Origin of the sequence: Aeromonas ichthyocola (assembly GCF_046087985.1) — a bacterium.
Lineage (GTDB): Bacteria > Pseudomonadota > Gammaproteobacteria > Enterobacterales > Aeromonadaceae > Aeromonas > Aeromonas rivipollensis.
Map to the genome: position 1 here is coordinate 22325 of NZ_JBJSWH010000011.1, position 19315 is coordinate 41639.

The following is a 19315-nucleotide window of genomic DNA, read 5'->3' on the forward strand; positions in this document are numbered from 1 at the left end:
TTGCCTTGCTTAGGTAATCAGGTCGCCAGCCGCAACCTGAGTTGATGCTGTTGCTCCCATTCATGATATTCGGTATCCTGCGGTTGTCCTCGGTGCCCACGTGGGGACAGGCCGTCCGGCCAGGCACCAACTTCAACTCTCCCTGCACTCTGCAGGTACCCCCACCTGTGATCTATCACCCAAGCCCTCGTTGGCTGATTCTGCATGTCCGTTCACCGGTATTTCTCCGGCGTCAGCGCACATGCAGAAACAGCCCAAGGCTGTCTTATGGCACTCGGTCCGCAATGTGCCACTCGTGACCAACACCAACCCGGGCGTAAAGCCCAGATGCAACGAGGTCCAATTCATGAACCAAGCAATCGATGATGTGCTACTCGCTCATGCGATGGCTCAAGTATTCCCACATATTGATAAACAACAGTGGCTATCTGCGTACCAGGATCTTCTGAATTCTGTCAAATCAGGCGATTCCCTATGTAGCTATGTGCCCAGCGAAACCTATGAAAACCTCGCTCTTCCAGAGCTTCTAAGGGTCGTTGAGAGTATCGCATCGTCCATGCGGGGCGCAGTAATCGAGGTCATTGATCTAAGAGTCGGAAAGTCTCAGATACCGGCAGTGACTGCCGGCCCTGTCTGTCATGTGCTGGAAATCAGCATGCCTGAAACCGTCGGAGATTATGACTGCGCATATGACGTCCCGGAGTGGGAATGGGTGCGTGAGCACGCCTCCTTCTCTCATAAGGGCAACCATCACCATGACAACCCAACTTATGAGTTTCTTTTTAATATGGCGAACTACGACGCCCTCGATGAAGGAGCAATCCCAGAACGATTGTGGCCGGTGTTCAGAGATGCCAGCAAAATCGGAGCTGGATATGTTCTTTTCCATAACGAATAGGTCGTCAATCTGATTTTTTGGACTGCTATACCCCTATTCACTTCAACCAGGCCAACGGCCTTTCGCCTCAACATTCGTGTTGAAGGTTTAACCAGCCCTCTGGGCTTTTGGAATACAAATGCACAACTCATTGCAAGATACCGCTACTACCACCGTAGCTACTAAACCGATGTTCGATAGCACCATGGGTTATCTGCTGGCAAACACCTGGCAAATGCACTTACGTGATCGTAAGGCCTCTCCGGACGAACACGATGGGGTAATGGATGCTCTGGTTACCGCCTGTGGCAAAACCTCTGCCTGGATTGCTGAGCTAGTTGATTACTCCCGGCTTGCATGCATCTTCGACTACGATCATGCTGACAAGAAAGATGGGGATTGCCTGGCTCGAGTGATTCTCGAGTCTGTACTGAAAATGGAGTCGGACCAGCTTCTTCACGAAGCGGTACTGAACTGGCTCAGTGCGCAAGGTTTACCTCTCACTAGATGAGGTCTGTTGAACAGTGAATGCAGCACATAGACTGACATTCAAGAAATAGCCCCGCACAGCGGGGCTTTTTTATGCCCTGCTTTGTGGCCATCGCGCCATAGGTGTGAGGTATCTCCGGGGGAGAGCTTATTGTGATAGGTGGTCACATTTAAAATCTCAACCAACATTCCTATTTCGATAACTGATACAAGACGCCTAGCTGCTGAACCGATACGATCCTCATAAACTCCGAAGCCTAAGTAATGATCTCTATTTTCTCTCTTTCTCTTCACTCTCTCACCCTTTCTCTTCGCGCGAGCGCGGTCTCGCAGAAGTAGCGGAACCGGGTCTAGCCGAGCACTCGGGGCGTCGTTAGAGCAAAGTAGCCCAGGAGTTGAGCACAGCCCGAAGGGCTGTGTTCTGATTGAAGATCATCCTATAGGAATGTTGGTTGAGAAATCACTCTCCACTGGTCATAATAGCACCAGTTTGAGCCCCTCGATGGAGTGCCCCATGAATAAGTACGAACTAGCTGCACAGCTCCGCACTCTGGAGCAGCGTCAACACCAGCTGTTGGCCATGCTGCGCGACTTCATTGACGACAGCGAGTTCATCCAAGGAAGCACCTTTGCCCTCCCCCCGCATGACCCGAAGCAGGATACCCGCCACGACACTCCCTCTATAACGGTGACTCCGGCTCACGGACTCGAAGCTCTGTATGCTGCTCACCATGCTTGGGGCCATCTGTACGCGGACGCTGGTGAAAACACTCGCCTGGTGTACCGCTTGCCGGGAGCGATTCAGATTCACTCCAGGCACAACGAGGAGCTCGCCGGTATAATCGATGCCATTAATGCAGACCGAAAAACCTTCCGAGACCTAGTAACAAACTCAGGCACAATAATTGGGGGACCCAATACTCGGTGGGAGTTTCTGCATAGCAAAGGCATGTTCGAGGGGCTGATCACTTTGCAGTTTTACCGACAAATCACCGTCGCCTGCGACACAGCCCGATCAATTTCGTTCTGTTGGGCTCATAAAAACACTATGCAGAGAATGACCAAACAACAGATCATCGGTACGCTTAGAGCATCACAGGACTCCCCCCCTCGCCATGTAATCGATCCAACTGGTTGGGTCGCACAGCTAGAGGATGAAATTGTGCTGCTATCCGCACTCTCCGATGATGCTCGTCTTGTCATCCGGCGCCCCAATCCAGTCCATCCGCAAGCCTGGCTGGTGGAAGGAGATAGCCGTCGTATGCAAGTAGCATCGACCCCGGTTCTCATTCTCGGAGCTCAGAAGGTGAAGATCGGTCTTCTAAAGAACTACGACGTCACCCAAAAACGCCCACCGCGGCAAACAAAAAAAACCGCCAATGAGCCGCTTATCTCGCGCCTCTGGCTTTACCAGGAGCAGTAGTAAATCATGAGCATCGCATTTGGCCCTCTACGCGGCTTTGTCGTCGGTACAGTGATCAATGATACGGGCCCCATCGGCACTATCGCAGACATCTCCGGCGTCGATTACTTCATCACCCCTCAAAACTGGCTAGGTGAGGCTCCTCCTGAAGTCGGCATGATTGTAGAATTCAACGCTCGCGCCGTACAAAAAGGTTTTCTGGCAGTCAACATCAAACCAATAAATGCCTCCACCTTATGCACCCCGGGTATGAGTGCCACTAAATTGGAGATGATCGAGGCCGACCGGAGAGCAGAACGAGCACGGCAGCACATCACAAGGCTACGCCAGCTTGTCTTCGATATGGGTTACTCACCAGAGAAAGCGATCCTGGAGGTTTTCGACATCACCCCTCCAACAGGCATCGTCATTCCAGATGGGCCCAGCGACCGTGATCTGCAGTTTATGGAGCTGCTGACCCACAATCGCTCACCCAAAGACAAGCATGAAACCAGCCGCAGACTGTGCCAGGCATTTTGCCTCAGCTTCAGCGCCTTGATTGGTTTTATGCGCGGCAGTATCACTTATCGCGTCGCGCTAGAGCGGGCAGAGCGTGATAGGCAAGAACGCTCCCGCCGTCACTCACCAAACAGTGAACAGGGCCATCCCATTTCCCAGGAAGGGCAACACGAACCCGGGATGCTCAAGAAATTGGTCACGAACATCATGGGCAATAAATAACAGCCGTTGCATGACGGCCGCTTATAGGATAATTTTACCGAAGTGCTCATTCTCCTTCGGTTTACCCGCATAGCACACGCAGAAATGCATCGGAGTCACCCCAATCACAAAACGCAGCCCTGGCTGCGTTTTGTCGTTCTCAGACTGTCATGTTTGGCCTGAGCGCCCTCATATGCGCACAGCCCAAACCACTCTCTCCCGAGAGTGTGCTGACAGGCGATGGCATAACCAGCCTGTACCGCTAACCGCGGCTGCCAACCTCCAACCCGCCCATCTGGGCCACCTCAACCAGGCCTTTCTGGCCAAGGATCTCATTATGTGGATCAACATTGTTTTAGCACTTGAAGTCGTCGGCTTAGCCTTTGCGATTCGTTTCTGGTTTATGTGCCGGGAGGATGCGGCCGCATTTGAACGTTCACGCCTCCTGCGAATTAAGGCCCGAAGTTAAAAAACAAAAAACCACGCCTATTGGCGTGGTTTTTTTTTGCCCGAAATTCAGTCGTCCGGGTCCTCTATCATGCGATCCCACTCTTCATCGTAAGGGATCTCATACTCTGGAGTGTCCATCGGCATCGGGGGAATATCTGGGTGGCCAGCTGAAGCTAGGGATAGCTCTCCACGGATTTCAAGCTCTCTATTCTGCATTCGATACTCGATTTTTTTCTGTTCTTCCATTGCTTCCAGTTCAGCACGCTCTTTGTCAAGCGCCCGATAGTGATCGTCAATCACCCCCTTCCCAATGACAAACATCTCTTGGCATGACTTAGCCAACGTACTGGGGCTATCCAGATCCAGGGTATGGACATGCTCAAAAGTACGTTTGTAGGCCTCGATATTGTCACCCTCCCCCTGGAGCCTGAAGGCAACGCGGCAACGTTCACCGCGAGAGTCCTTGGCCATCAACGTGATCGCCGGCTGGATCCAGACTCCAGTCATTCGGTCGACCATTGGCAAAACAGGCTTATGCAACCAGAGCTGGTAACGTGTGCTGATGTTGGGATCAATGTTGTCCAGGCAACGGGCCATCTCAATCACAATAAGGCGCTCTGGCCAACTGGCAACTGGTAACGGGGTCTCTGCACTGGCAAGCGGTTGCAACGCCCAACGGAGGATTGAGGGTCCCTCATCGGTTGGCTTATCGTAGGCAAAGGTTACAGCCAGCATGAACGGGCCATCACCTGACTGCATCCCATTTAGCAACAGTGGTGGTCGTTTAGCCTGCCCCAACATTAGTGCAGAACCATTGAGCAAGACGCAAGAAGCCGCACCATTAAACAGGGTGTAGTCGGCGATCACACACAAAAAAAGGAATTGGTGCCGGGTCTTAGGGTCGCGTTTATGGGCACGATTTAGTTGGCCAAGCAGCATGTCCAATCCCTGTTCCCCAACAAATGTGAATTGCTGCAAGCACCCAAACCCTTTGAGATTGAGCGGATACGCTGCCGCCCGTATCTTCATCTGCAAAGAGTTCATCGAGATCTTCTGCCGGTGGTGACGATAAGTGCAGAACGAATCGTCCATCAGTTGCCAGAGGAGTTTGTAGAGAACATCTACCTTCTGAGCGGGGTTCTCAGCCTGAGTTCGTTTCGGTTTATCCGAATTATCAACAGGTGATATGCCCAATTCATCAAGAGCAGCACTCCGTTGTGCTTCCGCATCATCAATGACATCACCATCCAACGAAAGCAGGTCTATCTTGCGGTATGGAGAGATCAGGCGATACTCTGGCTGCTTCATCGCGGTAGTGTTGTCGCCAGCATCAGGGCCAGAGTCCTCCGATGCGCCTCCCAACCCAAGAGACGTGCGCAGAGGGCAATGTGGGTCGTGGTGACCATGCTCATGGTGATTGACTATCAGGTACCTATCTTCCGCAACCTGGCGCACAAACATCCTCGCGTCCGGCTTCTTACACCCACAGAGTAGCCAATACTTATTGTGGTGCAACGTTGCAAGAAGCTCCTGCGTCTCAAGGCTATCGCGGTTGTCTGGATGCAGGATTATAGACTTCTCGAGACGCCTAATCGGTTGAAGCGTCCCCCCCTTTACAACCCAAACACCCGCCATAAAAACCCCCCTCTAAATTGACAGCCGTTTATTAGTCCTCAGTTGCTAGATAATGCCACAAAACTTAAAGGGGGGTGTTGTGTTGGTTAAAGAGAAAGCGGTGAACCCTTGGGGTGAGTTATACGAATTTCTGACCGGGAAGGACAAGCTCAACTTTGCTCTTGAGCCAGAGATGAGAGTCCTTTATACAGCGATCAGAGATTTTTCCGCCCACTGTGCAATTTTTGACTCAGCAACACCCAGCTCAATGGCCCCCAAAAATGAACTTCCGTTGCTGCTTGTGGCAAGCCATTGCCTACAAACCGAGAAAACTCCGGAAGCCGCCGCCCATATGGCGATAGCAAGCTGTTCATTAGGGAGGCTGCACTTCTACTGCCAGGGGGAAAGCTGGAACCCTGAAGATGAAGCCCTTCACTCTTTCATCGGTCGAATGTACCCAACACAAGTTCAGAGAAAAGTGATGCCAGAGGCTGACCCCAGAGTGATCAGTGTTTGGAAGAAAATACTACAAGAAGTGAAGGAGAAGCAGGCGTGCGTAATTGGTGGTTCAAGCGGTCAACAAGGCAACAAGTCGGACAAATCGATAACAAATCACACGCTGATCCAGCACAACAAGCAAATGCATTAAGCGGTGGTGCCCTCGTCGCAGAGAGCCCTGATGCCTTGTTAAAACGCCATATACCCCTGCTGCAGAACTTGAGTGCGTTCACGCAACTCGATGAGACCCGATTCAATCAAATTTACATGGAGCTCTTTCGAAATCTTGCAGCTTGGTGCCAGCACCTGCCCGCGAGTGAACGACATCACCACGCTCACCTTGGTGGTCTGTTAGAGCACAGTATCGAAGTTGCGGTGTACTCAGCCCGAATCGCAGGTCGATTCTTATACATAGCCGATGGAGAGGAACAGATCTCTCAATGGCAGGCCTTATATATCTTCGCGATGACTTCAGCGGGGGCACTGCACGATATTGGCAAGCTCCTCACTGATGTTGATGTGGTGGTTGTGAAGGGGTCAAACATGACACCCTGGTTGCCACACCTTGGCCCCATGGCGCCGGGTACCAAGTACATCTATCGATACAATGACCGCCGCCAGCACGGCGTACACGAAGTTGCGAGTCTTCCACTGATATTCCAAATCATGCCAAGGGCTGCACTCAGTTGGATCTGGAAAAAATCAATCATCCGCGATGAATGGCTTGCCACGATTGGTGGAAAAGCAATGGAGCTAGGGGGGAATATCGGTCGGTGCGTGATTGAGTGCGACTCTCAATCAACAGGCGACGCCATGGCAGATGCCCCTGTAGCAATAGCTGCACAAGCCACTGTGAATAGCTCTCTTGCAAAAAGGCCGCAAATTCATGCCCTGGCCATCAAGGGAATTACGCTGTCACTGCGTGACTTTGAGCCTAACAAGAAAAATTCACCCTATTGGGTATCCCAACACTTCATTGCTTGTGTCGCCCCGCGTTTCGTCGAATGCATCCGATCTGCCCTCGGCTCCGAAAACCAGTTCCTGCCGGATAACACCAGCTTGATTTACGACACAATGGGTGACAACGGCATGTTGATACTGAACATGAATGGGAAGGCGATGCACTCGCTCATGTTCACTCCAAATCAAAAGCCACTTGCAGTGGTGCTGATCAAACGCCAGGTCCTAGACCCAGATGCAAAGCTTCCAGTCTACACCGGCAGGCTTCTATGCCCATCTGTAGATGAACAATATCATCATCAGATCCCCGGTGAAGCTCAGCCGGCCAAGGCAGGCTCATCAACAAGCGATGTGAAGCAGGTTGCTAAGCCCGCTCAATCACAAGTTCATTCAGATCAGAAGGCTATCTCTACTCAGACGATACCGAAAAACACCGCCGCTCCTGAAGCCAAAATGGTCCCACCCGATCAGAGCATGGAGTCACAACCTCAACAGCGTAATGAGCAAGTCCCACCAACCTGCACCGATAATCAGAGCTTCACTGAACTTACTGCCGAAGTGGTAGCGAGCAACGTTGAATACCCTTTGACGGTGAAGACTACAAGCGACGACTTCAAAAACTTCATTCAAGGAAATGAGGCGCCGAGTACACGTCAGGAGACTCGACAGTCCGCGCCACACTCCATCAAAAAAACAAATTCTGGCCGTTCTGATACAGCACACCAATTTATTGAGTGGCTACGTGCACAGATCATGACCGGGACCATCCAGGTCAATGCAAGAGCTGGCGCAGTACATATCGTTTCAGAACGCAGGCTCTGTTTTGTCAGCCCGGGGCTTTTCTACACCTTTCTAGATCAAAATGGCGCGAACAAGAACATGGATCCCAAAGCGAGACGCGATGCAGTGTCCAAAATTCAGCACGCCATTGCATCGGTATTGACGTTTGAGCGTTCTATCCTGGGTGGCACAATGATCACAGCTGAAATTGTTGGCATGCGAAAACGAGCTGACTTGCACGTGATGGTGCTGACAGCACAGGGTACCGAAGAGCTGATGCTTGACCTCGATTTCAACAATGCAAATAGATTCATAACACTCGGCGATATCAGATAGATATCGCAAAAAAAAAAGACACAAATTTTGTGGTGATTGCGGGAGGATAAATAGTGAACGGGCTAGAAGAAGATTTGGATCTTAGGAAGCTTGATGGCGGGGAGAGACTGTTAGCAATTGCAGCACTCTACGGCAACGAGCAGCTTGAAATTCCAATTGATACACCTAGTAGTTACGAAGAGGTGATGGCCTCATCGAAGCGGTTTATTCGCGACTACCGAGCAAGCTGGAACAGCATCGTAACATTTGGTGCTGAGAAGCTCCGGTCGGCGTCGGCCATGGAAATCAAAAACGTGGCCGCCCTTCTCTCGCAGATTTGCGACGGTCAGGATAAGTGGGACAACAATCCAACAAGCCCCATCGAGGGTTACACTGTTGGCCATGCCATTTCATTTCTGGTCGCCACAAAACCAGACATCGAGATCTCCACAGCACCAGAGCAGATCTCTGAAGCACAACAAGACCTCTCATTTCTTGATCACGCAATCTATCTCACCGCCGAATCTATTGCCTCAACATATGGCATAAAACTATCAACGCTTATACATGGCGGTTTCTGTGTTGATCTGCGCAGCGTCTCCAGCAGAGTACAAATGGTCAGAGCAATCCCTTTACTTCTGCTCGGCGCACAATCATCACGAAGCGAGTCACTGGCGGCCGGCCTCGATAAGTTGGCTCTCAGAAATGGATATCGCGATGAAAACGAGATGGCAGAGTCAATTCATCTGCGATTCAACCTATCTCGTTCGTCCTGGGCCAACGCAACAATCATCTCCATGATCGACGAATCAAACGACAACACAATTCACCCAGCTTGTGGCAGACTAATGCGATTGATACGACGCATGTCGATCAGCGTGGCACTAAACAGCGGAGAGTGTGATGTCGAATAAACGGGACAAATTGATCGCATGCTGTGGCTCACTCCTGGCAGAGATAATCAGGCACGCCATCCTACATCGTTCATATGCGGCCCCCTTTTCTCACAATCTAACAGGGTATGGGCTTGAGCAATTTTGCCAGAATGAATTTTGGATAAAGACGCTTCAGTTCAAACGCCGAGTGATGGATGACATTCATGATGACCCTAGCGGGTGCTTTGGAACTATCGATCTTCGACCAGTATTCAATGCCATCGCCAACGGTATGCCTGCAAGGGACGAGGACGCAGATGCTCAATTCCCTCGGGCACTTCTACTGCATTTGATCAGTAGTAGCTTCACAAATTGTGATTTCCTAGCAGATGTATGTCTACTGAAAAGGGATGAACTTATGTCAGTAGTCCAATACTGCAGGATGAATCCAAGTAGGCTCGGTTCTCTTGCTACATTGATACTACCGGAGCACATAAGGTTATCGCCAGACATCGCCATGATCATTGGGGAGACCTCTGAACAGCTTAACGAAGTGATACGAACTCAACAGCTTCTGTCCATGATGAAAATTCACAGGAAGAAAATCGGTATCATCACGGGCTCGCCAATTTCAGCCATCCAGTGGATGGGGACGCAAAATACTCCCGGCCGACCAACGTCGAAAATCGACCCCCGTCTGGAGGGGCTTGTGATTCACACGCTGAATCTCTTCCAACCAAGTTTTGATGTAATGGACCCTCTGGATCTCTACACGCAGATCGTCAGATTCATAGTCGAATTTTACCAAGGCGATGAGCGGGAGGAAATTTCACTGAAGCATGCAGGCCAGCATCTTGGCGTACTTATGGGGAGGATTTCAAAGTGGAATCAGGCCGATGTCAGGAGATGTACGAATGCATGTAGTGGCATGGGTCTCAACATCACTATCACACCCAGCATAAAAAAAATGGCAACACAGGTATACCACGCTGTCGACATCATCATTTGATCAACAAACGGAGAAAAAGGAAAAATGAGCAGCAAACTGATTCTTGGAGCCCTCAGCAATGAAGAGACCTCGAGCACACCGAGCAATCGAGTAACCGAACTGGGCAGACTCAGGTCACACATCAAAATTGAGATCCATACCTATGAAGGAGCCGCACTGTTTTCCGGCGTCAAGCGTGAATCGGATCAGGACGGTACTGATGACAATGGTCAGAAGAAAAAATTCACCCCACACAATCTGACCATGTTGGCGCAATCCATGATGATCCTGGAAGGGGATATCCGACTCGACAACCCCTATGCAGACTTCTGGTTTGATTCAATCTGGACAGCAATTACAGAGTTCAGAGAAGAGTTGAAAACCAAAAAGCAGGCACTGATTAGCTACATGGAAGACCGGGTTCCAGAGAATTTCACATCCTCTGAATCTTTCTCCGTGAAACCCATCGTCTATCAGGTTCGTAGTGGTAGCCAGCTCTACTATCAGTTCCTGTATACAGTCCTGGAAATTGACTCCTTCATTCGCCTTGTCATGCTTGCAAGCCATGTAGCTCTGCTTAGCCCGAGTGCAAGAACCACTTACATTCGCGATGTTATGCGGGGCTGCCGAGCACTCATTTCACGCGCAGCGTCTTATCGACATACTCCTGTCACTCGAGATGACGTGTTAGCCAATAACGAGAAAGCTCGCATCGCTGCAGAGCGTTATGAGTCGATTGGGATCTTGCCATCGATTGGCCACATGCGCGGTGAAACTCGGCATGAATTCGCACCTGAAATTCATAACGTAGCGGAAAGAAAGAGCAACCCAGCGGACGCTTACATCGAACCTGAAATCGTTAAGGAAACGACAGCCGAAGAGGCATGATGAAAGAGATGGATGGCCTCTGTCTAAACTCTCTGAAACAGATGAGCGATGACTATATAGAGGCCGAGATTTCAAATATTGTCCATGAGCTTAATTTGAAGATTCGCGATGCTCTTCCATTAATAATAATCCCACATCGGAGTTACAATAGGATTTACCTCAGATGGAAGATTGTCGATGGTAGTAACAGAAGGATATCGAATTACAGTGGTTTTGGTCTCCAGCTAGATGAAACAGAGAGCTCTCTGGCCATAAAAACCCAAACTCAGCTCGACTATATAAACTCTCAACTCGGCCTGTTCGCCAAGCGAACGAGAAGATAGGAAAGACCCGCGATTATTGCGGGTCGTTTTTTATAGGCGGCACAGTAACGGCACGCCGCCCACGCCACTTGTGGTGGCATGCACCTAAAACAAAACGTGACTCAGATCACATTCATTGCACTCACCATCCCAGCCGTTGGGGAGAATTCCCACAATACAAGCGACCAATTGCACCGAAGTGCCCATGAAGAACGGGGCGGCACTCCTCCTCAGGCACGTGTTGGATCAACCTAGCGGAGCCCATTGGGTCTACACGGATTGAGCTAAGCAACACGCACACACCCATACGGAGCCAATTTTTGACATATTACTGCCCGCTGGGCTGCTGGAAAGGTAGATCTCCCCTAAGGGCAATAAACAGTCAAAACGTTAAAAAACAATATGATATGACAACGCGGCATGCTTTGCTTGGTCCGCATTCAAGTGCCGACGGCTATCAAAACCCAATCCGCCTTGGGGTTATGCAGGCCTACGCCAGCGCAATGGTGAAGGGCCCTCTATTTTCCCCCACACCCCCTTTAATGGTTAAGGGCAGCGCAGCCTGCCCCCTTCCCTTCGCCATTCCCCTTGCTCTTTGGCTGTCGATTAGTTCCCTTGATCAGCCCGGAGTGATCCGATAGCATTGGAACCGTCATGGTGAACATGACTTCAACAACGCCGCGCAGATCGTCGGCAAAAACGATCGGCCAGTTAGTCAGAGTAAATCTGGCCCGACGAAAGGCCCAGGGGCTGCCAGAGGCCGGAATGAAAATTCCTCCCCAACATCAAATCAAATAGCCAGGAAAAGAAACCGGCCTTTTAATTTCAAGAAAAACACGAATCATATTAGGGCGCCTGATGGCGCCTTAACTTTATCTGCTATACGGTCGTATCACACGCCTTCCTGCATTAACAATTTCCTCTCCGTAGAACCCATCCTTCGCCATTGCCCACTCTGCTAGATATCGAAGTTAATGCTGTTAGGCTTCAGCATATCGCTCAATGCATATCGCTGAAAAAATCACTGCCAAAACTGCACCCATTTTCCGGTATCACGTCATGGTAAAATTAGCGACTAAAATCAACCATGGACGCATTGAGATGCAGACAGTAAAAAGTGCGCTGACAGTAGCGACAATCTGGATGATGATTGCGCAGGGTGTCACCGCAGCTACACCAGAAGACCGGTATGCAATTTCGCGTTACACCACAATCGACACCACTCCGGAAGTACGCCAATCTAATCCGCTTCTTACCGTTGTGAGCTTTTCATTTCCACCCACCGTAGAGACAGTAGGGCAAGCGATCAACTACACAATTCAGCAGACCGGGTACACGCTTGCCGAGATGTCTAATCTGCCAGAAAGCACGAAAGTGATGCTCACCCTCCCCTTGCCAAGCGTGCAAAGAAAATTTTCATACGTCACTGTCCAATCCGCTCTCAAGACACTTGCTGGTGATGCATTCTTGCTGCTTGTAGACCCTGTGCATCGCGTCGTCACATTTGTCCCATTACTCCATGATGAAGACCCTACATCTATTGAAATTAACGGTGTAAAGCAATGAAAACGGATAGCGATTTCCTCAAGCGAAAGAGCAGTGAAACAGACAGCCTTCTTTCTTCATTTGGTGTTTCAACTGCCCAGGGTGTCATTCAGGATGATGACTCATTAGTTGGCAAAAACCAGGTGAGTGGGGATGCCACATCCCCAAATTACGCAGGCGCAGAAACGGCAAAAGCTATCGATGCAGTCCCAGAAATCGACCCGATGGATGTTGCAAGAGAACTCATGGGAGAAGACTTAAGTGCGGGTTGGATTGTAGGGGGAGTGGTAGAAAAAACGGAGCAAACATTCACTGAAGAACAAAGCTCAGTTACCGAACAGCCTCAAGATATGCAACTTCAGCGGAGTGATAGTGTCACCGACGGTGACGAATTTCTTCCAGAGATAACCCCGGATGCATCACACGCGAATAATGACGTAGAGCTAAATGATGGGGATGTACCTGTCGAACCTCCGTTGGAATCAATTCATGCAGAGTCTGGCGATAGACAAAAATCAACGAGCGGCATATTCCGTCGATTGAAAAAAGCAAGGCAGCCGGCACTTCATCCAAGCACCGAACATGAACCTGTGAGCGAGTCGACTCTGGATCATGACCAAGGAGACAGATATGAGCGGTATGATACTGACCCTGTAGGGGGAAGAACCATTGCGGCGGCGTATGTCAGTTTTGCTCTTGGTGTTTTCAGCTTTGGTTTAGCCAGCTACACATTTCTATCGCTCCCGAAGAATCAAAACATTCAACAGATTTTCGATGACCTACGTACTGAGATGGTAGCTAGGATGGATAAAATCGAATCTAACTCCGTGAATAGGACCTCTGAAATTGATGCTGCTGTAGGTGAAGTTTCGCGGCATGTTCAGCAACAGGCAGCAGATTTGTCAGCTCTAAACTCAGAGCTGAGCTCGCTAAAGTCATCTACCGAAAAACTGTCGACGGACACAGACCTTGGTTTAACTTGGGCTAGGCAAACTCGCCAACTAGTCGACAACATTCAGGAGTCTGTTGATGCATTGAGGGTTAGTCAAGAGGCATCTCAGGCAGCTATCAATAAGCTAAAGAATACCGGCCACCAAGCCATCTCTCAAACAACACGCACTGCAGAGTCACACTATTCCACAACGAAGACTCTACCAGTCAGGAAACCTCAGTTGGCCAAAGTCGTCGATGGCCATACACTCTTCGATGTTGATGATTGGGGGGGCATCCTGCTTGTCACCATGATCAATGGCGACGACGTTAAGAGACTTCAAGTTGGCGATGAAATTGGAATGTGGCGATTGGAGAGTGCCGACCGTCAATCAAGACAGGCTGTATTCATCCAGGGGGACAAGGTTCTCACTGTTGTGGCCAGCGGAGGCTACTGATGCCTAGATGGATTTTACTTTCTGCGGCAGTCTTGTTACTGAGTGGGTGTAGCACCATCCAGAACCTTTCCAATTCGCTAGCCAAAAGCTTCGGAGAGAAAGAGAGTGAGCCGAAGAAAGTGGCTACCGTCCCCGCGTGCTCACAACAAGACATTACCGGCCTCCGTTCACTTTACATTGACTCATCAAGGCCCTACTACTCTGGCGGTTCAATCTTCATTTACGGCCGGGACGGCTCGCGCTGCCTTCTACCACTGAGGTACTTACGATGAAATTTCAACGTGCAATTATTTCCGCCATTGTCGCTGGCACGCTCGGCATATCAGCACAAGCTGTAGAACTGCGGTCAGGAGTAAATACCAATCTCACCACCATAGGCCAATCAGCAACACAACGTGAAACTTTACCGACCGTTAACGAAGTACCGTCGTATCTGCAGTGGACGAAAGAGGATCTTCGACAGTCCAAGGCATGGGGGATGAAACAATCAGAATGGATGGAGTACAAGGAGTTGATGTCCACCGGACCGAATGCCGCCTACTACTCGAATAAACCAGAGCTCACACCACTCATGGTCATGGGTATAAACGCCAAGACAGATTTTGATCGATCCCGATATGCCAAACTTTCGGTCGAAATGGAACGTGCCCGATTGGCAAGGGAAGTTCAGTTTGACGAGGCCGTTAATCAATACATCAAGACGCTGATCCCGAACCACCCGGTTTGGATGTCAGATTCGGAGAGAAGAGCTTGGGCCAAGCGCAGCGCTGAATCTGGCGTTGACAGCTCTAAGGCCGCAGGCTTCAGCAGCAACAGTGTAGCGGTACCGATCAAGGACACGCGAACCGTTGCCTATGCTGACGCTGCAAACTGCGATGTCAGGTGCACCAGGTTCATCAAGAATCTCGCCACCAGCTCAAGCAAACTCAATCGCCTTGATCTGTTCGTCATCAATGCCAACGCCGATGAAAACCTGTTGTCTTTCTCTCGAAGTGTCGGGATCTCAACTCAGATGCTTGCTGATGGCAAAGCGACCGTGAACTATGACAGTGGATACTATGCTCGCCTTAAACCTACCCCTGGGTTGCCGGTTGCATACCGGGTCCAACTAAACAACACGGTTGAGTTGAAGCCATGAGGATAGGGACGATCAGTGCTGCAGTCATTCTGGCCATACTCACCTTTGCCAGCCCCTCACAAGGAAGCGCCTCAACCGATGCTCGAGGCCGCCATGCAACTAAGCAGGTTAAGGGTGCAAAGCCCCAAGTAGCACCTATTCCACCAGCCTACTATGAAGTAGCCATGATTAAGCGTGTGCCGGCAGATCTTCTGTATTCAATCTCGTTGGCCGAAAGTAAATTGCCGACAAACAAGGGGCGAATCGTGCCGTGGCCATGGACGGCCAATTTCAAAGGGAAAGGGTATAGGTTCAAAACTCGCGTTGCACTGTATCAGTTTTGCAAGCGGCTAATTGACCAGGGACACCGATCCGTAGACATCGGTATTGCCCAGGTGAATTGGCGTTGGCACTCCGGGAGGTTTGGTGGAGACCTCTGGGCGGCTACTGACCCATGGACGAACCTCAATGCGGCAGCTGACTACCTATCCGAGCATTACCAGAAATCCCGAAACTGGTGGCAAGCAGCCGGCCAGTATCACAACCCAACGGATGTAGCGAAAGCCGCAGCCTATCGCAAGTCGGTGTATAAACAATGGCAATATGTAAAACAAACCATGCAATGACCGTTTTGGGGATCATGCTGTCGGCGATCGCTGGCTGTGCGCATGCAGATGTGCCATCGCCAGGGATTGTCATCTACCAGAATGAGAAGGCCTTCCCTATCAAGAACTGGGTTGATGACCAGTTTTACTCCGACCTGAAGAAACCGGATTCACTGGATCAGATCAAGACCAACCTCAAAACTGCTATGGAGAATTTCAAGCCCTCATCTGCAGCACTGCCAAGGATCTTTCCTATTGAACCAAAGCTCATCAAGCCGGTAGTTCTTCCTGGTACCCAGATGCTCAAGGAGCTGCCGGACCTCCCCCAGCCTCTGTTCGTCATCGGCACCGACGAGTACAGCATTCGATGGTTCCAGGCAAATCGAAAGGTGTTGGAGCAGTATGGTTCGTCCGGGGTGTTGACGAAGGTAAGGAACCAAACCGAGTGGGAGTACATGCAAAAGCTGGTGGCTCCCATGCAACTCTGGCCAATGAATGCTGATGCCCTCGCCGATCAGCTAGGCGCCCCGGGCTACCCGATCATGATCACCAAATCTGGTTTTTTTCAGTAGCTAGTCCGAGATGGCCATCCTCCCATCTGCCGCAGCCACGCCGGTGCCCCTTGCTCCCCGGCGAGATTCTCCCCCCCCCTTATATCCCATATATGGAATGTATCCATGACTGCAAAATTTGAAATTGAGTCCTTGCTACGCCCGCCTGTTGAGCTCTACAGCTCTGCGATCATGTCAGGGGGAGCAGCGCTGTGCATGTGGGCGCCTCACACTCTCATGATGACTCCATCAGTCAGCTATGCCTGTGGCAGTATATTGGCGGCCGGGGCCCTCAGCAGGTTTCACGACGGATGGACCGTCAGCAAGTACCATCGCAACCTTACGCGCCTCAGTTACTACGAGATGAAGCCCCAGGACGTTCCATGTTCGCAACGTCTCAACTGGATCGGCCGAGGTTTTGAGTGGAAGCCCATTCACACACAGCGGATGATTGAGGCGCAATCCATCAAGGCGATGAAGTACCTGGAGCCCAGCAATCTAAGTAAGCTGGCCCGCCGGGCGGAAATTACCTTGGAGGGGAAAGGGATGCTGGCTGAGTCCATCGCCAAAGCGCTTCGCAAGGACAGCCCATGGAACCCTGTCCGCCCCCTCCCCCCCGTTGGGGGATCGCCGATCATGCATGCTGTTGAACCTCATGAAAGGGATGTCTACGAAGACCTGGGAGAACGAGTTGCTCACAAAATCGTGATTGGCACAACGCGCGTGGGGAAGACCCGAGCCGCCGAGATTTACGTTGCGTCCGATATTGCCCGCGGCGACGGCTGCACGGTCTTCATGGACCCCAAATCTGACGCCGGCATCCTCAAGCGCCTCTATACGGAAGCCAAGAGGCACAATCGCCCGTTCTACATCTTCCACTTAGGATTCCCCGACATCAGCTGCCGCTATAACGCCGTGGGCTCATTCGCCAGGATTTCGGAAGTGGCCACCCGGGCCACCAGCCAACTCGCCAGTGAGGGAAACAGTGCTGCTTTTGCGGAGTTCTCTTGGCGATTCGTGAACATCGTTGCACAAGCTAGGGTTGCAATGGGTAGTCGGCCTAGTTACGTGCAGATCCAAGGTGACATTGCTGACATGGAACCGCTATTCAACGACTACAGCGAGTATTATTTCGAGAAGCACCGGATTGCTCGCTGGCGAGAGGACGTGAGCACTATCGAATTGAACATGAAGGCTCCTCCCCGGCACATGCAAAGCCGGACCAAGCGAACCGCGGCCCTGGAAGCCTACATCAAGGGGAAGCGCATCTTTGATCCTGTGCTGCTGGCCTTGCTATCCGCAATTCAGTACGACAAGACCTACTTTGACAAACTGACTGCATCCTTGCTGCCGTTCGTGGAGAAAGTCACATCCGGCCGGCTGGTGGAGCTGGTGGCCCCAACATACGACGCCAAAGACTCCCGACCCATTATCGACTGGATGACCATCATGCGGCAAAAGGCAGTGGTCTATATCGGTCTGGACGCCATGACAGATAAGACAGTAGCAGAGGCCATTGGCGGTTCTATGCTGTCTGACCTGCTCTCTACCTGTGGCTATCTGTATAAATACGGGATGGAAAAAGGGTTGGTGGACGCAAGAAATGGCGTTTTACCGAAGGTTTACCTCCACTGCGATGAGTTCAATGAGCTGGCGACAGATTTCGCCATCCCGATCCTCAACAAGTCCGGTGGCTCTGGGGTGAGGTTCACAGCCTACACCCAGTCAGTTTTCGACCTAGAGGCCAAGCTTGGAGACGCAGCCAAAGCCCAGCAAATGTTGTCAAACTTCAATGCGATCATCATGCTGCGCGTCAAAACCATAGAAACAGCTGAGCTTCTTACCAACCAGTTGCCAGAGGTCACTATTAGCGAGTTGGGCGCACTGAGTTCTGCACGTGATAACTCCGACGTGACTAGTACCATTCACTTCGAGTCGAACAACTCGGATACCATCGGCACACGCCAGGTCCCACTACTACAACCCTCCGATATTATTCGCCTGCCCAAGGGTCAGGCCTTCGCACTGCTCGATGGCGCCAAGCTCTACAAGCTGCGTTTCCCGCTAATGGATGACAGGAAAGACAACATACCAATCCCGAAAGACGTGGAAGAGATCTGCGCACTGATGGAATCGAACTACCAGACCTCGGATAGCTGGTATAACAACTTGAGATCCTGGAAGAGCATAGACAGGCCAACCGCGGCCAATAACCCCTTTGGTCAGACTGCAGCTGGCCTCCCCGATGAACTGGCTGCGAGGGTTGCCTGATGGCCACACCGAATGAACGGATCGACATCATCTCGTTTGTCATCGTCTCCATCGGTATGGTGGTTGGGGCCACCGTCACCGGCGTCATGATTGAATGGTGCGGCATGATATGGTTCTGGCCTGAGCAAGGAGCCCAGCACGCCCTCAAAATGGTGATCGAAGAGGCTGGTTATCTGAATGAAGACTTCGTTAATGCAGCGCTGTTTGGTTGGACACCGACTGAGGCTATCCATTACATCACACAGGCCGTAACGGGTTCCCCTATGGGGCCCGACGTTTTAGACCCCGCGAGGTATCGATGGATCACCTCTTGGTCTGCTTCGATGGCGGTTTTCGAACAGTACCTGCTCGCGGCCATCTACATCACTATCGTCTGCCTAATCCGAGCGGTGATCTTGCTGTTTACGTTGCCACTGTATGGGCTATTCATGTTTGTGGCCTTCTTTGATGGGTTGATGCTCCGGGATCTACGCAAGTACGGAGGGGCTCGGGAGTCTGGGTTAAGACACCACTACGCCAAGCGCATGATTTTACCGTGCATGTGGTGTGGGTGGGGGCTGTACTTGGCCATTCCATTCACAATCCACCCCAACTGGATTTTGGTGCCCAGTGCAGTGCTGTCCTCTGTATCCCTCTGGTTGGCAGTAAGGTTCTTCAAAAAGCATCTGTAATGGAGGAGC

18 protein-coding genes are annotated in these 19315 nt (G+C 51.1%); 16 read left to right on the plus strand and 2 right to left on the minus strand.

Annotated features, from left to right (window positions below):
- The first annotated feature begins 346 nt into the window (after window positions 1-346).
- Both ACF2JD_RS21860 and ACF2JD_RS21865 read left to right on the plus strand, forming a co-directional pair.
- Complete coding sequence (locus tag ACF2JD_RS21860; RefSeq protein ID WP_128344150.1) at window positions 347-898, plus strand: hypothetical protein; 552 nt, start codon at window positions 347-349, stop codon at window positions 896-898.
- A gap of 118 nt (window positions 899-1016) precedes the next feature.
- On the plus strand, window positions 1017-1388 hold the full coding sequence (locus ACF2JD_RS21865; RefSeq protein ID WP_134696315.1) for a hypothetical protein: 372 nt from the start codon (window positions 1017-1019) through the stop codon (window positions 1386-1388).
- A gap of 38 nt (window positions 1389-1426) precedes the next feature.
- Here ACF2JD_RS21865 and ACF2JD_RS21870 read toward each other — a convergent pair whose 3' ends face one another.
- Window positions 1427-1660: a hypothetical protein gene (locus ACF2JD_RS21870; RefSeq protein ID WP_134696316.1), complete on the minus strand. Its 234-nt coding sequence runs from the start codon at window positions 1658-1660 to the stop codon at window positions 1427-1429.
- Window positions 1661-1880: 220 nt separating this feature from the next.
- On the opposite strand from ACF2JD_RS21870, the gene ACF2JD_RS21875 reads away from it, so the two are divergent.
- Entirely contained in the window at window positions 1881-2789 is a 909-nt protein-coding gene (locus ACF2JD_RS21875) for a DNA replication terminus site-binding protein (protein WP_158656463.1), read from the plus strand.
- A 6-nt stretch (window positions 2790-2795) separates the two neighbouring features.
- Window positions 2796-3509, plus strand: coding sequence for a hypothetical protein (locus ACF2JD_RS21880; RefSeq protein WP_103829325.1), 714 nt, complete (start codon window positions 2796-2798; stop codon window positions 3507-3509).
- 495 nt (window positions 3510-4004) lie between these two features.
- On the opposite strand, the gene ACF2JD_RS21885 is transcribed toward ACF2JD_RS21880, so the two are convergent.
- Window positions 4005-5399, minus strand: coding sequence for a hypothetical protein (locus ACF2JD_RS21885; RefSeq protein ID WP_128344144.1), 1395 nt, complete (start codon window positions 5397-5399; stop codon window positions 4005-4007).
- 253 nt (window positions 5400-5652) lie between these two features.
- Between ACF2JD_RS21885 and ACF2JD_RS21890 the strand changes: the two genes are divergently transcribed.
- The 12 genes from ACF2JD_RS21890 (at window position 5653) to ACF2JD_RS21945 (ending at window position 19306) form a co-directional block, all read left to right on the plus strand.
- Window positions 5653-6201, plus strand: a complete 549-nt coding sequence (locus ACF2JD_RS21890; RefSeq protein WP_158656464.1) for a hypothetical protein — start codon at window positions 5653-5655, stop codon at window positions 6199-6201.
- Window positions 6105-8126, plus strand: coding sequence for a TraI domain-containing protein (locus tag ACF2JD_RS21895; protein ID WP_158656465.1), 2022 nt, complete (start codon window positions 6105-6107; stop codon window positions 8124-8126). The genes ACF2JD_RS21890 and ACF2JD_RS21895 overlap by 97 nt, the downstream gene beginning before the upstream one ends.
- Before the next feature lie 53 nt (window positions 8127-8179).
- Window positions 8180-9019: a hypothetical protein gene (locus tag ACF2JD_RS21900; protein WP_103829292.1), complete on the plus strand. Its 840-nt coding sequence runs from the start codon at window positions 8180-8182 to the stop codon at window positions 9017-9019.
- Window positions 9020-9398: 379 nt separating this feature from the next.
- Entirely contained in the window at window positions 9399-9989 is a 591-nt protein-coding gene (locus ACF2JD_RS21905) for a hypothetical protein (RefSeq protein ID WP_440988150.1), read from the plus strand.
- Between the two features lie 24 nt (window positions 9990-10013).
- On the plus strand, window positions 10014-10856 hold the full coding sequence (locus ACF2JD_RS21910) for a PFL_4669 family integrating conjugative element protein (RefSeq protein WP_103829290.1): 843 nt from the start codon (window positions 10014-10016) through the stop codon (window positions 10854-10856).
- Window positions 10857-12160: 1304 nt separating this feature from the next.
- Complete coding sequence (gene pilL2, locus ACF2JD_RS21915; protein WP_134696319.1) at window positions 12161-12724, plus strand: PFGI-1 class ICE element type IV pilus protein PilL2; 564 nt, start codon at window positions 12161-12163, stop codon at window positions 12722-12724.
- Window positions 12721-14091 (plus strand): hypothetical protein, encoded by a 1371-nt coding sequence (locus tag ACF2JD_RS21920; RefSeq protein ID WP_134696320.1) that lies wholly within the window; start codon window positions 12721-12723, stop codon window positions 14089-14091. The genes pilL2 and ACF2JD_RS21920 overlap by 4 nt, the downstream gene beginning before the upstream one ends.
- 268 nt (window positions 14092-14359) lie before the next feature.
- Entirely contained in the window at window positions 14360-15229 is an 870-nt protein-coding gene (locus ACF2JD_RS21925; RefSeq protein ID WP_134696321.1) for a hypothetical protein, read from the plus strand.
- A gap of 164 nt (window positions 15230-15393) precedes the next feature.
- Complete coding sequence (locus ACF2JD_RS21930) at window positions 15394-15834, plus strand: transglycosylase SLT domain-containing protein (RefSeq protein ID WP_167576798.1); 441 nt, start codon at window positions 15394-15396, stop codon at window positions 15832-15834.
- On the plus strand, window positions 15831-16385 hold the full coding sequence (locus tag ACF2JD_RS21935) for a PFL_4695 family integrating conjugative element protein (protein WP_158656467.1): 555 nt from the start codon (window positions 15831-15833) through the stop codon (window positions 16383-16385). Before ACF2JD_RS21930 ends, ACF2JD_RS21935 begins: the two co-directional genes overlap by 4 nt.
- 105 nt (window positions 16386-16490) lie before the next feature.
- A complete protein-coding gene (gene traD, locus ACF2JD_RS21940; RefSeq protein ID WP_128343932.1) occupies window positions 16491-18635 on the plus strand; it encodes a type IV conjugative transfer system coupling protein TraD in 2145 nt (714 codons plus the stop codon).
- Window positions 18635-19306, plus strand: coding sequence for a DUF4400 domain-containing protein (locus tag ACF2JD_RS21945; protein WP_103829251.1), 672 nt, complete (start codon window positions 18635-18637; stop codon window positions 19304-19306). The genes traD and ACF2JD_RS21945 overlap by 1 nt, the downstream gene beginning before the upstream one ends.
- The last annotated feature ends 9 nt before the right edge of the window (window positions 19307-19315 follow it).